12 protein-coding genes and 1 pseudogene are annotated in these 14,538 nt (G+C 70.2%); 8 read left to right on the top strand and 5 right to left on the bottom strand.

Going from position 1 to position 14,538, the window contains the following annotated elements:
* Positions 1-2 precede the first annotated feature (2 nt).
* On the bottom strand, positions 3-881 hold the full coding sequence (locus ACCP09_RS10920; protein ID WP_433745492.1) for an LmeA family phospholipid-binding protein: 879 nt from the start codon (positions 879-881) through the stop codon (positions 3-5).
* A gap of 211 nt (positions 882-1,092) precedes the next feature.
* Here ACCP09_RS10920 and ACCP09_RS10915 point away from each other — a divergent pair, with 211 nt between their 5' ends.
* From ACCP09_RS10915 to pstB, 6 genes are all read left to right on the top strand, one after another.
* Positions 1,093-1,845, top strand: a complete 753-nt coding sequence (locus tag ACCP09_RS10915; RefSeq protein ID WP_017985788.1) for a winged helix-turn-helix transcriptional regulator — start codon at positions 1,093-1,095, stop codon at positions 1,843-1,845.
* Positions 1,846-1,864: 19 nt separating this feature from the next.
* Positions 1,865-2,770 (top strand): mycothiol synthase, encoded by a 906-nt coding sequence (mshD, locus tag ACCP09_RS10910; RefSeq protein WP_433745489.1) that lies wholly within the window; start codon positions 1,865-1,867, stop codon positions 2,768-2,770.
* 215 nt (positions 2,771-2,985) lie between these two features.
* Positions 2,986-4,113, top strand: a complete 1,128-nt coding sequence (gene pstS, locus ACCP09_RS10905) for a phosphate ABC transporter substrate-binding protein PstS (RefSeq protein ID WP_027933307.1) — start codon at positions 2,986-2,988, stop codon at positions 4,111-4,113.
* A 196-nt stretch (positions 4,114-4,309) separates the two neighbouring features.
* Complete coding sequence (gene pstC, locus ACCP09_RS10900) at positions 4,310-5,233, top strand: phosphate ABC transporter permease subunit PstC (protein ID WP_017985791.1); 924 nt, start codon at positions 4,310-4,312, stop codon at positions 5,231-5,233.
* Positions 5,233-6,159, top strand: coding sequence for a phosphate ABC transporter permease PstA (pstA, locus tag ACCP09_RS10895; RefSeq protein ID WP_027933306.1), 927 nt, complete (start codon positions 5,233-5,235; stop codon positions 6,157-6,159). The genes pstC and pstA overlap by 1 nt, the downstream gene beginning before the upstream one ends.
* 10 nt (positions 6,160-6,169) lie before the next feature.
* Positions 6,170-6,946, top strand: a complete 777-nt coding sequence (gene pstB, locus ACCP09_RS10890) for a phosphate ABC transporter ATP-binding protein PstB (protein ID WP_027933305.1) — start codon at positions 6,170-6,172, stop codon at positions 6,944-6,946.
* Positions 6,947-7,186: 240 nt separating this feature from the next.
* Here the strand turns inward: pstB and ACCP09_RS10885 are convergent.
* A pseudogene (locus ACCP09_RS10885) lies at positions 7,187-7,501 on the bottom strand (NADPH:quinone reductase); the annotation flags it as partial.
* A 304-nt stretch (positions 7,502-7,805) separates the two neighbouring features.
* On the opposite strand from ACCP09_RS10885, the gene ACCP09_RS10880 reads away from it, so the two are divergent.
* Together ACCP09_RS10880 and ACCP09_RS10875 are read left to right on the top strand one after the other, a co-directional pair.
* Entirely contained in the window at positions 7,806-8,699 is an 894-nt protein-coding gene (locus tag ACCP09_RS10880) for an EamA family transporter (RefSeq protein WP_017985794.1), read from the top strand.
* Between the two features lie 22 nt (positions 8,700-8,721).
* Entirely contained in the window at positions 8,722-9,363 is a 642-nt protein-coding gene (locus tag ACCP09_RS10875; RefSeq protein ID WP_027933304.1) for a GTP pyrophosphokinase, read from the top strand.
* A gap of 4 nt (positions 9,364-9,367) precedes the next feature.
* Here the strand turns inward: ACCP09_RS10875 and phoU are convergent, their stop codons facing one another.
* The 3 genes from phoU to ACCP09_RS10860 all read right to left on the bottom strand — a co-directional run bounded on the left by phoU (position 9,368) and on the right by ACCP09_RS10860 (position 14,411).
* Positions 9,368-10,033 (bottom strand): phosphate signaling complex protein PhoU, encoded by a 666-nt coding sequence (gene phoU, locus ACCP09_RS10870; RefSeq protein ID WP_027933303.1) that lies wholly within the window; start codon positions 10,031-10,033, stop codon positions 9,368-9,370.
* A 78-nt stretch (positions 10,034-10,111) separates the two neighbouring features.
* Positions 10,112-11,500, bottom strand: a complete 1,389-nt coding sequence (locus ACCP09_RS10865) for an LCP family protein (RefSeq protein WP_433745572.1) — start codon at positions 11,498-11,500, stop codon at positions 10,112-10,114.
* 2,170 nt (positions 11,501-13,670) lie between these two features.
* Positions 13,671-14,411 (bottom strand): GGDEF domain-containing protein, encoded by a 741-nt coding sequence (locus ACCP09_RS10860; RefSeq protein ID WP_027933301.1) that lies wholly within the window; start codon positions 14,409-14,411, stop codon positions 13,671-13,673.
* Between the last annotated feature and the right edge of the window lie 127 nt (positions 14,412-14,538).

Raw genomic sequence — 14,538 nt, 5'->3', positions numbered from 1 at the left:
CCTCACCCTCCGGTAGAGCTGGTCGCCCCGCTGAACGTCACGTTCTTGGCCTCGCCCTTGATGGTGACCGAACCGCTGTTCACCTGTACCGCCGTCGGGGTGACCTCGAACGGGAGGTTGCCGGTGTCGATCGTGGCCTTGAAGTTCGGCAGCAGGGCTTGCTGCACAGCTTCGGGAACAACGGTCGTCTCCTTGTCATTCCCGTACTGCAGCCGCTTGGGCACGATGTCGATCGCCGTGCCGTGCAGTTCGATCATGGCGAAGCAGAAGATCTCCAGCTGCTGGCCCGCGATCTGCACGTACCCGGAGATGCGGATGCCCGCCCTGGACTTGTCCTGCTCGTCCTCGGTCGTGCCGTCCTGGCCCTGCTGGTCGCCGGAGCCGCTGTCGGTGCCGCTGTCGGCGTCCTGGCCGGTCTCCACGTATTCGATGCTGGACGGCTCGATCCGCAGGTCGTCGACCTTGGTCAGCGGGTCCACCTTGTTGATGTCACTGGCCTTGATCGTGACCTGGGCCTCCAGGCGGCCGATGTCGATCGCGTCGGTGTTGCCGTTGACCAGGTCGGACAGCGGCGCTGTGACGTCGTAGAGGTCGGCCGTCACACCGACGTCCTGCAGGTCCTTGATCGGCACGCCGGACGCGGACAGTGAGATGTGCCCGTAGTCGCCGCCGATCGCCTGCGTGGTGAACGGGAAACCGTGGATCGTCACGGACGGGTCGTCGCTCAGCTTCAGCTGCTCGCGGGCCTTCTGCGACACCGTGTGCTCGGCGTACGCGGCGAGCCCGAAATCGGCCCCGACCAGGAGCGCGAGCAGCACGACGAGACTGATGACGATGCGGCGGGCGCGGCGTCCACGGCGGCGCGATCCCGCTGGTGGCACGGCTCGGTCCTGGGTCGCAGGTCTGCTCACTCTTCGTGTCCGATCTGTCTCGTGTCCGGGTCCTGGACAGCCCGAGGCTACGGGTCAACAGTGTGACGTCAGTGTGACGGTGGCTGCAGAGCAGGTGGTTTCCACCAGTTCACCCGCTAGTCTTGTCCGCTAAGACCAGGGGCGCTCAAAGGCTACGGACTAGCAAGAAGGCGGTGTGGCGATGAGCCTGGACCTGCTCGTACTCACTTCCGAGGCGGAAGCCACCGCAGTCCTGCCAGCTCTCGACCTGCTGCCGCACACGGTACGCGTCCGGGCGCCGGAGGTCACCGCGCTCCTCGACGCGGGCCACCGGGACGTCATCCTGCTGGACGCGCGCACCGATCTCGCGTCCGCCAAGAGCCTCTGCCGGCTGCTGAAGGGCACCGGCGAGGACGAGGGCAGCACGCCGATCATCGCCGTCATCGGCGAGGGCGGTCTGGTCGCGGTCAGCGCCGAGTGGCGCACCGACGACATCCTGCTCCCCACTGCGGGCCCGGCCGAGGTCGACGCCCGGCTGCGGCTGGCGACCACCCGCGACGGCGGCGCCACCCAGGTGGACACCGAGCTGCGGGTCGGCGACCTGGTGATCGACGAGGCGACGTACACCGCGCGGCTGCGCCGCCGCACCCTCGAGCTCACCTACAAGGAGTTCGAGCTGCTCAAGTACCTCGCGCAGCACGCCGGCCGGGTGTTCACCCGCGCCCAGCTGCTGCAGGAGGTCTGGGGCTACGACTTCTTCGGTGGCACCCGCACCGTCGACGTGCACGTCCGGCGCCTGCGCGCCAAGCTCGGCCCCGAGCACGAGCAGATGATCGGCACCGTGCGCAACGTCGGCTACAAGTTCGAGCGCCCGGCCAAGGCAGGCGCCAAGCCCGGCGTGACTTCGCTCAACTTCGACCCGAGCGAGCTGTCCACGGAGTTCTCCACCCCCTGATCAGGGATAGCGTGAATCCGTGCTGACAGTGGTGTGGGTCGACGAACTGGACGAGACGACCACCCGTGAGGTGCGTGAGCTGCTGCTCGCCGCCCGCGAGGTGGACGGGCGACCGGACATCTCCCCCGGCGAGCCGTTGCCGGGCGAGTTCGCGTCCGGTCCGCACCTGCTGGCCCGCGCGGACGGCGTGCTCGCCGGGTACGCCCACCTGGACACCTCCGGGGACGCGTTCGGCCGCCAGGTTGCCGAGCTGATCGTGCGCCCGGACCACCGGCGCCGCGGCGTGGGCACCGAGGTGCTGTCCGCCCTCGTCGACCGCGCCGACGGCGCGCCGCTGCGCATCTGGGCGCACGGCGACCACCCCGGCGCCGCCGCCCTCGCCGAACGAGCGGGCTTTTCGCGCGCCCGCGAGCTGCTGGTCATGCACACCCCGGTCGACCCGGACTGGCCGGAGCCCCGGCTGCCCGAGGGCGTCTCACTGCGCACCTTCGTAGCCGGCCAGGACGAGCAGGCGGTCATCGAGGTCAACGCCCGCGCCTTCGACTGGCACCCCGAGCAGGGCAGGCTCACGGTCGACGACCTGCGCGCCGAGGAGTCGGCGGACTGGTTCGACGCGGACGGGTTCTTCCTCGCCGAGGACAGCACGGGCAAGCTGCTCGGCTTCCACTGGACGAAGGTGCACCCGGCCAACCCGCGCCGGTTCGGCGGCCGGGAGACCGGCGAGGTGTACGTCGTCGGCGTCGACCCGGGCGCGCAGGGCGGCGGGCTGGGCAAGGCGCTGACGCTGGCCGGCCTGCGGTACCTCCGCGACCGCGGCCTGCCCCAGGTGATCTTGTACGTGGAAGGCGACAACGCGCCCGCGATAGCCGTTTATTCGCGACTCGGTTTCGCTCGTCACGAGGTCGACGTCCAGTACGAACGGTGATCAGCGTTCCGTTACGTTAACCCTCCGCCAACCTTCCATCACGGAACATGTACCCGCAGGTCACGGGCCGGACACGACGCCCGTTCGGGTGACGTTGTCCCGCTCACATTGGCGACCTTGTTCACTTTGCGTTCATCTGTATAGAGGCGCGCGTCCACCCGTGCTGCCTAATGTCCGGTTGCGACGAATGGTTATCACTAGCTGGAGGACATGAAGTGAAGATCATGCGGCCGATGGGTGCTCTCGGCATCGCGGCGAGCGCTGCCCTCGTGCTCGCGGCCTGTGGCACCGACCCGGCGTCGACGGGCAACACCCAGCTCTCGGGTGCGGCGACCGCGCCGACCGCGACCGCGAACGTCGAGTGCGGTGGCAAGTCGCCGCTCACCGGCGAGGGCTCGACGGCCCAGAAGACCGCGGTGGACATCTTCGCCCAGCAGTACACCAAGGCTTGCCCCGGCCAGATCGTGAACTACAACGCGACCGGCTCCGGCTCCGGCGTCAAGCAGTTCACCGCGAAGCAGGTCGACTTCGGCGGCTCGGACTCGCCGCTGAAGGCCGGTGACGAGCAGACCAAGGCCAACGAGCGCTGCGCCGGTGGCGAGGCGTGGAACCTGCCGCTGGTCGTCGGCCCGGTCGCCATCGCCTACAAGCTGGACGGCGTCTCCTCGCTCACGCTGAACGGCGAGGTCACGGCCAAGATCTTCAACGGCCAGATCACCAAGTGGAACGACCCGGCGATCGCCGCCCTCAACGCGGGCGTCAACCTGCCGGACAAGCCGATCCAGGTGTTCTCGCGGTCGGACGAGTCGGGCACCACCGACAACTTCCAGACCTACCTCGAGGCCGCCTCGAAGGGCGCCTGGACGCAGGGCACCGGCAAGGCCTTCAAGGGCGGCGTCGGCAACGGCGCCCAGGGCTCCAACGGTGTCGCCTCGGGCATCCGGGCCGCCGACGGCGCCATCGGCTACATCGAGTCGTCCTACGTCAAGGACGGCCTGAGCGCCGCCAAGCTGGACAGCGGCTCCGGCGCCGTCGAGCTGACCCCGGAGAACGTGGCCAAGGCGCTCGACGCCGCGACCTTCCGCACCCCGGGCAGCAACGACCTGGCCATGGACCTCAAGGCCATCTACGCCAGCAACACCCCGGGCGCGTACCCGCTGCTGCTGACCACCTACGAGATCGTCTGCTCGAAGGGCTACGACGCCGACACCGCCAAGGCGATGAAGGCGTTCCTGACCGTGGCTGCCACCACCGCTCAGCAGCCGATCGCCGAGAAGGGTTTCGTGCCGCTCCCGCAGTCCCTGCAGGACAAGGTGCTGACCTCGATCAACGCGATCTCCTGACGATTGATTGACTGCCACCCCAGAACGGGTTGCACTGAGTAACTGATGAGCGAGTCACTCGCGAGGCGGACGCCCACCGGCGACACCGGTGGGCGTCCGCTTGCGTCTAGACCACTCCCGGAGGCCCCCGATTACGGCGCAACCACCGGCCACTGAGCGAACCCCCTCACTGGCCTCACCGAACAAGACCGCGAAGGTGCGGCCGGGTGACCGCATCTTCAAGAACCTGAGCACCGGCGCGGGCATCTTCGTCGTCGCACTCATCGCGCTGATCGGGATCTTCCTGCTGGTGCAGGCGATTCCGGCACTGGGCGCGAACGAGGTCAACTTCCTCACCTCCCGCATCTGGGAGACCGGCGACCCCACCCACCTGCGGTTCGGCATCCTGGACCTGCTGCTGGTCACGATCTACACCTCGCTGGTGGCCCTGATCATCGCGATGCCGATCTCGCTGGGCATCGCGTTGTTCCTGACCCAGTACGCCCCGCGCCGGCTGGCGCGGCCGTTCGCCTACGTGGTCGACCTGCTGGCCGCGGTGCCCTCGATCATCTTCGGTCTGTGGGGCATCCTCGTGCTGGCGCCGAAGATGGCGCCGGTGTCGCAGTGGCTGAACGAGACCCTCGGCTTCATCCCGATCTTCGGCACCGGCAACGTGTTCCCGAACTACTCGGGCACGATCTTCACGGCGGGCGTGGTGCTCGCGGTGATGCTGCTGCCGATCATCACGTCGCTGTCCCGCGAGGTGTTCGAGCGCACGCCGACCGCCCACATCGAGGGCGCGCTCGCGCTCGGCGCCACCCGCTGGGAGGTCATCCGGACGACGGTGCTGCCGTTCGGGAAGGCCGGTTACGTCGGCGCGTCGATGCTCGGCCTCGGCCGCGCCCTCGGCGAGACGATCGCGCTGGCCGTCATCCTGTACATCCCCCGGGGGCACTTCTTCGACTGGAGCGTGTTCGACGGTGGCGCGACGTTCGCGTCGCAGATCGCCGCGAACTACGCGGAGTTCAACAACCCCACGTCGGCCGGCGCCTACATCGCGGCCGGTCTGGTGCTGTTCGTCCTGACCTTCGCGGTGAACTTCGCGGCCCGGACGATCATCGGCGAGCGGAAGGCGGACTGATGACCTCGACACTGTCCGAGACCGAACGGCTGGCGTCGCCGCCGGCGTTCCAGCAGGTCAGCACGGGCCGCAAGGCCAAGAACGCGCTCGCCACGGTGCTGGTGTGGCTGTCGTTCCTGATCGCCGTCGCCCCGCTGGTGTGGGTGCTCTACACGGTGATCGCGAACGGCATCAAGCGCATCCCGTACACCAACTGGTGGAGCCAGGACTTCGGCTCGGTCCTGTCCGACGAGGTCGGCGGTGGTGTCCTGCACGCCATCATCGGCACGCTCGAACAGGGCCTGATGTGCGCGATCATCTCGGTGCCGCTCGGCCTGCTGGTCGCCATCTACCTGGTGGAGTACGGGCGGGACACCCGGCTGGCCAAGGTCACCACGTTCATGGTGGACATCCTCTCCGGTGTCCCCTCGATCGTGGCCGCGCTGTTCATCTACGCGCTGTGGATCACCACGTTCGGCCTGCCGCGCAGCGGCTTCGCCGTATCGCTGGCCCTGGTGCTGCTGATGATCCCGGTCGTCGTGCGCTCCGCGGAGGAGATGCTGCGGATCGTGCCGGACGACCTGCGCGAGGCGTCCTACGCGCTGGGTGTGCCGAAGTGGAAGACGATCATGAAGATCGTCCTGCCGACGGCCCTGTCCGGCATCATCAGCGGTGTCATGATGGCGCTGGCCCGCGTCATGGGCGAGACCGCGCCGCTGCTGGTGCTGGTCGGTTACTCGGCGTACGTCAACTGGGACCTGTTCGGTGACAACCAGGCGTCGTTGCCGCTGCTGATGAACACCGAGCGGGCCACGAACTCCATGGAACCGGGTAGCGTCGGATTCGACCGGATCTGGGGCGCCGCGCTGACCCTCGTCATCATCATCGCCCTCATCAACCTGATCGCCACGGTGGTCTCCCGCCTGGTCGCCCCGAAGAAGAAGTGAGCGTTCCGCAATGGCCAAGCGAATCGACGTCAAGGACCTCGACATCTACTACGGCAAGTTCCACGCCGTCGACAGCGTCACGCTGTCCGTGCCGCCGCGGAACGTCACGGCCTTCATCGGCCCGTCGGGCTGCGGCAAGTCGACCGTGCTGCGCACGCTGAACCGGATGCACGAAGTCATCCCGGGCGCGCGGGTCGAGGGTGAGGTCCTGCTCGACGGCGAGGACATCTACGCGTCCTCGGTCGACCCGGTGCAGGTCCGCCGCACGATCGGCATGGTGTTCCAGCGGCCCAACCCGTTCCCGACGATGTCCATCCGGGACAACGTGGTGGCCGGGCTGAGGCTGGCGGGCACGAAGAACAAGAAGAAGCTCGACGAGATCGCCGAGCGGGCGCTGCGCGGCGCGAACCTGTGGAACGAGGTCAAGGATCGGCTCAACAAGCCGGGCGGCAGCCTCTCCGGCGGTCAGCAGCAGCGGCTCTGCATCGCGCGGGCCATCGCCGTGCGCCCCGACGTCCTGCTGATGGACGAGCCGTGCTCGGCGCTGGACCCGATCTCGACGCTCGCGATCGAGGACCTGATCGCCGAGCTGAAGAAGGACTACACCATCGTGATCGTCACGCACAACATGCAGCAGGCGGCGCGGGTGTCGGACCAGACGGCCTTCTTCAACCTCGCCGGCGTCGGCCAGCCCGGACGGCTCGTCGAGATCAACGACACGGAGAAGATCTTCTCCAACCCGAACGAGAAGGCGACCGAGGACTACATCTCGGGCCGGTTCGGCTGATCGTCGTGCTCCGACGACCCCCTCGGTCTGCGCCGAGGGGGTCGTTCTTCTTTCAGGGCAGCGGGGTCCTGCCCACGGCGGTGCGGTTCTCGACCGCGGGAACGTCTGCCTGATGACCGGCCGCCACGGTTCGTCACCTCGAACGCGGGCTCGATCGCACCGCTGGGCCGGTCGAACATCCTCCGCACCGGAACCGCCGGTCGCGTGGAGCACCTCCTCGTTCCAGCCCGGTTGGGTATAGCCGACCACGACCTCGGCGCCCAGCTCCCTGGCCAGGTCGAGCTTCCGCGATCCACCGGCCGCGCCGACGACCCTTGCGGCCGCGGCTCGGGCGAGTTGCACCAGCAGGCTGCCCGCCCCACCGGCCGCCGCTTCGACCAGCACCCACTCGCCTGCGGCGGTCCCGGCGTTCTCGACCAAGCCAAGCGCCGTGCTGCCGTCGCTGTGGAATGCCGTGGCCTCCGGCAGTACCGGGTCGTCGGGCACCGGGAACAGGTCGACCACCGCGGCCACAGCCCGCTCGGCGAAGCCGCCGGCCTCGCCCGTGCCAGCCATGGTGCAGCGGCCTGGCCAGGCCTGGTCGACCTGCTCGCCGACCGCGTCCAACCGCCCGGCGACCAGGCTGTCGAGCATGTACGCGACTGGTCGTGCCAGCTGTCGGTGCCGCGGCGGATCTGGGTCTCCGCGCGCGGTCAGGCCCGCCACCTCGACCACGACCTGTCCCGTTCCCGGAGCCGGTGGTCCCTTCACTCACCGACTGGTGATCTCCACGTTCGTGGAGGCCCAGCGGGCAGTGAGGCAAATCCGGTGGGAACTGTCGGTGGGTGCCGCTAGCGTCGGGGACGTGGTTCAGGTTTACGTGGAAGGTGTCGGCGGGCGGTTGCCGAAACCGCGGGCGCTCGCGGCGGCCGGGCGGGCGCTCGGCGCCATCCCGCCGCCGCTGCAGGTGCTGATCGGGATCGTCAGCGTGCAGGTGGGCGCGTCGCTCGCCAAGCAGCTCTTCGCGGTCGCCGGGCCGGCCGGGACGGTCGCGCTGCGGTTGTTCTTCGCCGCGGTGGTGCTGCTGCTCGTGTGGCGCCCGGTGCTGCGCATGGGACGGCGGGCGCTGCCGGTGGTCCTCGCCTACGGCCTGGTGCTCGGCACCATGAACCTGACCTTCTACCAGGCACTGGCGCGCATCCCGCAGGGCATCGCGGTCACCATCGAGTTCCTCGGGCCGCTCGCGGTCGCGCTGGCCGGGTCCCGGCGCTGGCTCGACGTGCTGTGGGCGCTGCTGGCGGCGGGCGGCGTCGTGCTGCTCGCCGAGACGCGGGGCGACCTGTCGATGCTCGGCATCGTGTTCGCGCTCGTCGCCGGCGCGTGCTGGGGGCTGTACATCCTGCTCAGCGCGTCCCTCGGCAAGCGCACCGAGGAGGGCAAGGGGCTCGCGCTGGGCATGGCCGTCGCGGCCGTCGCGGCGATGCCGGCCGGTGTGGTCGAGAGCGGCACGAGCCTGCTGTCGCCGTGGGTGCTGCTGATCGGGCTCGCGGTGGCGCTGCTGTCGTCGGTCGTCCCGTACTCGCTCGAGCTGGAGGCGCTGCGCAAGATCCCGCCGCGCGTGTTCGGCATCCTGATGAGCCTCGAACCGGCCGTCGCGGCGCTGTCCGGGCTCCTGGTGCTCGGGGAGGCGCTGCACCCGCTGCAGTGGCTGGCGATCTGCTGCGTCGTCGCGGCCTCGATCGGGGCGACCCGCTCGGTGCGGGATGCGCCCTGATCGACCTCGGTAGGCTGGTCGCATGACCGTGCTCGACGAAGTCGGCCACTCAGCTGCGCTGCTTCGAGCGCTCCAGCGTGAACTCATGGTCTACAAGTTCGGCATCGACGAGCTGATGACCAAGCTGCGGATCCTGTCCGAGGAGTTCGACTTCGCCAACCAGCACGACCCGATCGAGCACCTGGCGAGCCGCGTCAAGGCGCCCGAAGCGATCCTCGACAAGCTCGCCCGCAAGGGCCTGGAGCCCAGCATCGAGGCGATCCGCGAGCACATCGAGGACGTCGCCGGGATCCGCGTGGTGTGCCCGTTCGTGCCGGACGTCTACCTCGTCGCCGACATGCTGGGCCGCCAGGACGACGTCGAGGTCGTGCGGACCAAGGACTACATCGCCGAGCCGAAGCCGAACGGGTACCGCAGCCTGCACCTGATCGTGCGGATCCCGGTGTTCCTGTCCGACCGGGTCGAGCGGGTCAAGGTGGAGATCCAGATGCGCACGGTCGGCATGGACTTCTGGGCCGCCGTCGAGCACAAGCTGTTCTACAAGTACGCCGGCACCGCGCCCGCCGACTTCGCCGACGAGCTGCGCGCCGCCGCGGAAACCGCCGCCGACCTGGACGCGCGGATGACCGCCCTGCACCAGCGGCTGCAGGGCGGCCCGTCCTAGTCCGTCAGATGTCCTCGTCGTGGGCGTAGCCGGGCATCTTGCCGGTCGCCACGAACACCATCCGCTTGCCAACGGACACCGCGTGGTCGGCGAACCGCTCGTAGAACCGGCCGAGCAGGGTGATGTCAACGGCGGCCGCGACCCCGTGCTCCCAGTCCTTGTCCATGATCACCGTGAACAGGTGGCGGTGGATCTCGTCGACGCGGTCGTCCTCTTCCTCGAGGGCGCGGGCCGCCTCGACGTCCCGGCTCTTGATGACGTCGGCGACCTGCTCCGCCAGCCGGACGTCCAGCTCGCCCATCTCGGCGAAGTACTTCCGGACCGGCTCGGGCAGCGTGGCCTGCGGGTGGCGGCGGCGCGCCGCCTTGGCGACGTGCAGGGCGAGGTCGCCCATCCGCTCCAGGCTCTCCGCGGCGTGGATCACGGCCAGCACTGTCCGCAGGTCGGTCGCGACCGGGGCCTGCAGCGCCAGCAGGGCGTACGCCTTCTCCTCGTTCTCGGCACGAGCGTCGTCGATCTTCTGGTCGTCGCCGATCACCTGCTCGGCCAGGGACAGGTCCGCTTCGAGCAGTGCCTGGGTCGCCTTCTTCATGGCCGCCGCGGCCTGGAGCGACATGTCCGCCAGGTTCGCGGCCAGGTCTTCGAGTTCGACGTGGTAAGCCTCGCGCATGGGCCACACTCTACGACCCGTTCGGGGCAATCGCCGCATCGCGAAGTGAACCGGGAATGAACCGGCGCTAACGAGTTGTCACGAATCCGAAGAGGTCGAACTGGACGGCTTCGACGAGCTCGTCGGCGGGGTCTGGGTCGCGCTCGCGGCCGCCTTCGCCGCCTCGTATTCGGGGGTGCCGGGCAGGGGGGTGTTGTCGATCAGGGCCTGGAACAGCTCCTTGGACCTGGTCTCCAGGAGCACCTCGTTGCCGCGGGTGTTCGGCTCGCCGACGGTCGGGACGGTGAGGAACTTCAGCTTGCTGGTGTCCAGGCCCTTCATCGACTGGGCCAGCGTGAGCATCTGGTCGACGCCGATGTTGTCGCCGAAGGTGGCGCGGGCGAACGCGGTCACGAAGTTCGTGAGCTGCGTCGGGTCGGTGATGACGCCCTGCGACATCGCCTTCTGCAGCAACGCGGTGAGGAACTGCTGCTGCCGCTTGATGCGGCCGTAGTCCGAGGTCGGGTCGCCGACCACGTGGCGGGCGCGGACGAAGCTGAGCGCCTGGTCGCCGGAGATCGTCACGTCGCCGGTCTCGGCGATCACCATCCCGAGGGTGGTGTCCCGGATCGGGCTGTCGACGTGCACGGTCACGCCGTGCACCGCGTCGACCATCTCCTTGAACCCGCCGAAGTCGATGCCGACGAAGTGGTTGACGCGCAGACCGGTGAGTTGCTGGACCCACTTGGTGAGGCACTTGGGCCCGCCGACCGCGTACGCGGTGTTCAGCTTGACCTTGGTGGCCGCGGAGACGATCTCGCTGGTGTAGGTGCCCGCGGCCGCGTCGTAGCGCTCGCAGGCGGGCCGGGAGATCTCCAGGTCACGGGGGAAGGACACGATCACCGCGCGCTTCCGGTCGGCCGGGACGTGCGCCAGCATGATGGTGTCCGAGCGGGCGCCGCCGACGGTGTCGGCGTCGCCGACGTTCTCCTCGGCGGTGGCGCCGGCGCGGGTGTCGGAGCCGACGATGAGGAAGTTCTCGTCACCGGTCTGGCCTGCCGCGTTCTGGATGTCCGAGGAGTTCTCGTCGAGTGCGGCGATCTGGTTGAACTTGCTGTTGAACCAGGTCTTGGTGCCCCACAGCGCGCCGGTGGCGAGGAAGATCAGCCCGGCGAGCACTGCGCAGGCGATGCGGGTGATGCGGATCGACCGGTCGCTGCGGCGTTGTTTCTTTTCCTGCAGGCGGGTCTGCGGCGCCGCCTTCTCGTCGGCCCCGTCGGACTTCACCGGCGCGACGACGCGCTGCAGCCGGGTGCGGGTCTGCTCGATGAGCGCGACCGGGCGCGCGATGAAGCGCTCGCGGCGCTCCTGGCGCTTGGCCTCCTCGGCGGCGAGCTCCTCGTGGGCGGCCGCGAAGCGGGCCAGGGTGTTGTCGATCTTGCGGCGGACCTTGGTGTGATCGCCGACGGGCTCCAGCTCGTCGGTCATCGTCAGCCGGTCCGCGGGGCTCACCGAACGCCCCCGCCCAGGGCGACGCGGACCGCCGGGACGCTCGACCGGGTCGCGGAGCTGGGTGGCGTCGGGTTGCGCGTCGTCCGCCGGCGTCTCCCGGCGATTGGCGGGGGGAGGCGTGGGACTGGGGCGGGGCGCCTCGGCTTTGCTGGGCTGCGGCGCGCTCGGCCGGGGCGGGGCGTCGGCACGCGCCGAGGGCTGCGGCGCTTCGGCGAAACCGCTGGGGTGCCGGGCGTCGGCGCGCTCGGGCTGGGGTGTGCGGCGAGCAGGGGCGGCCGCGCCGTTCGCGGCCTCCACGAAGCCGCTCGGGTGGGCCGGGGCGGCGGCGCGCTCGGGTTGGGGTGTGCGGCGAGCAGGCACCGCCGCGCCGTTCGGCTTCGGCGCTTCCACGAAGCCGCTCGGATGCACCGGAGCAGCGGCACCGCCGGAAGGCGTCGGCGCGCTCGGGCGACGTGGGGCGTCCGCACGACCGGAAGGCTGCGGCGCCTCCGCGAAACCGCTCGGATGCCGGGGGGCGTCCGCACGGCCAGAGGGCTGCACCTCGGCGAAACCAATCGGGTGCCGCGCGTCGGCGCGGTCGGGTTGGGGCGCACGGCGAGCAGGGGCCGCCGCGCCGTTCGGGGCCTGCACGAAGCCACTCGGGTGGGCCGGGGCGTCGGCGCGACCGGAGGGCTGCGGCGCGCTCGGGCGGCGCGGGGCATCGGCACGACCGGACGGCTGCACCTCGGCAAAACCGCTCGGGTGCTGCGCCTCGGCGGGGTTGGGCGCGCGACGGACAGGAGCCACCGCGCCGTTTGGCTTCGCGGCCTCCGCGAAGCCGCTCGGGTGGCGTGGCGCTTCCGCGGGGGTCTGGGGTGCTTCCAGGAAGCTGCTCGGGTGGCGGGCCTCGGCGCGGCTCGGTGGCTGCGGGGCGCCTGCGGCGCCGTTCCGGTGGGCCGGTTCCGCGGGACGGCTCGGCGCCGCCGCGCGGTTCGAGGGCTGCGCCTCGGCGAAACCGTTCGCGTGGCGGCCTGGCGCGGCAGCCCTGCCCGACGGCTCGGGCGCGTCCGCGAAACCACTCGCGTGCCGGGCGTCGGCGCGGGGCGGGGACTTCGTGAAGCCGCTCGGGTGCGCGGCACCATTCGATGGCTCCGGCCCCTCCGCGAAACCACCCGCGTGGCGGCCCGGCGCGGCAGCCCTGCCCGACGGCTCGGGCGCGTCCGCGAAACCACTCGCGTGCCGGGCGTCGGCGCGGGGCGGGGACTTCGTGAAGCCGCTCGGGTGCGCGGCACCATTCGACGGCTCCGGCCCCTCAGCGAAACCGCCGGTGTGGCGGCCTGGCGCGGCAGCCCTGCCCGAGGGCTCCGACCCCTCGGCGAAACCACCCGCGGGCCGGGCATCGGCGCGAGGCGGGGACTTCGTGAAGCCGCTCGGGTGCGCGGCACCATTCGACGGCTCCGGCCCCTCAGCGAAACCACCCGCGTGGCGGCCCGGCGCAGCGGCCCTGCCCGAGGGCTCGGGCGCCTCCGCGGCACCGGGCGGCGGCTTCGGGGTGAAGCCGCTCGGGTGGTTCGGGGTCTCCGGTATGGCCTCACCGGCCGGGGCGCCCCGGCGTGGGGGTACTGCCCGGCGGGGCTGCTGCGTGGGTGGCAGCGGCACGCCGGCCGAGCGGCCGGTTGCCGGGGAGCGGCGTTGCGGTGGGGGCTCCGGGGCGCGTGGCTCCGGGCGGGCCGGCGGCGCACTCCGGCGCGCCACCGCCGGCGCCTGGTCCGCGGGCGCGGTGTGCGCGTTCGACCGGGCGCCATCAAACCTCGGGCGGTATCCGGTGTGCTGGGCTACCAGATCCGAAACGTTGATGCCGCCGTGCGTGTCCAGGGAACGCCTGCGTCGCCGGCCGTTGGAGGCGTCGTCGTCGGCTCTGTGACCGGGGCCTGCGGCGTGGTCGTCTGGCACCCGGTCTCCTCTCCCTCGGTCGCGCCGGCCCGCCGGGAGGGGACCGTCTCAGTGATCATCGCCGGGACGGCGAGCATCGTTATCGTAGAGATACTCGCGGGTCCTGACGACACCCTCCTGCTGATTTTTTTACATAGCGTGCGCCAAAGCGGGCCGAGTGCGACAAACGGGGTGATGCCGCACACCGGCAAAACGGGGAAACGACCGCCGTCAATTACTGACAGTGCTCAAGCACACGGACTCCGCCGCGTTCGCGGTACGCGACCCGGTTGCGCCCGGCGTGCTTCGCGGCGTAAAGGAGGTCGTCGGCCATCCGCAGCTGTTCCGGGCCGCTCACCGGCTCGTGCGAAACGCCGACGCTGATCGTCACGCCAAGCCCGGGGCAAATCTCTGACCAGGCGTGTTGCGCCACCCGGCGCCGGGCGTGCTCGGCTATCCGCAGCGCCGTCCCCGGCTGGACCTCCGGCAGCACGAGCATGAATTCCTCGCCGCCGTAACGCGCGCAGAACCCGGGCGCGGGCACACCTTCGCGCAACAACTCGGCCACCCGCCGCAACACCTGGTCACCGATCAAGTGACCGAACGTGTCATTGACGCTTTTGAACAGATCGATGTCGATCAACGCCACCGCCAACGGGGTCCGCGCGTCCCCGAGCAGGTCGGCGAGCCGGTTGTCCAGATAACGGCGGTTGTACACGGCGGTCAGCGCGTCCCGCAGGCTCTCCTCGCGGGCCTGGGCGCGCTCGCGGCGGAGGCGGTCGAACTCGCGGCGCAACTGCTCCGGGATCTGCGGACGGGCGGTGCGCGCGATGCCCAGCGCGGTCCTCAGGTGCTCGTAGGCCGTGCGGAAGTCGCCCTGCGAAGCGTGCAGTTCCGCGATAGCCTCGTGCAGGCTCAGCAGGTCGGTCTCGTCCGGCCGCGCCCGCTCCGAGGTCACCGTTTCCACCTCCGTCATTCAAGTCATGTCGTCTGGTTAGACGCGCGTCTTGAGCAATCGATACGGGCCAACACGAATATCGCTCAATGGGACGACCGGGGATCGCTCTCCGTGGCGACCGGGGTCCGAACGACGCGTCCGTTTC

Source organism: Amycolatopsis sp. 3B14 (assembly GCF_050958625.1).
In the GTDB taxonomy this organism is placed as follows: Bacteria; Actinomycetota; Actinomycetes; order Mycobacteriales; family Pseudonocardiaceae; genus Amycolatopsis_E; species Amycolatopsis_E thermoflava.
This window is presented reverse-complemented; position numbering and strand designations above follow the sequence as displayed.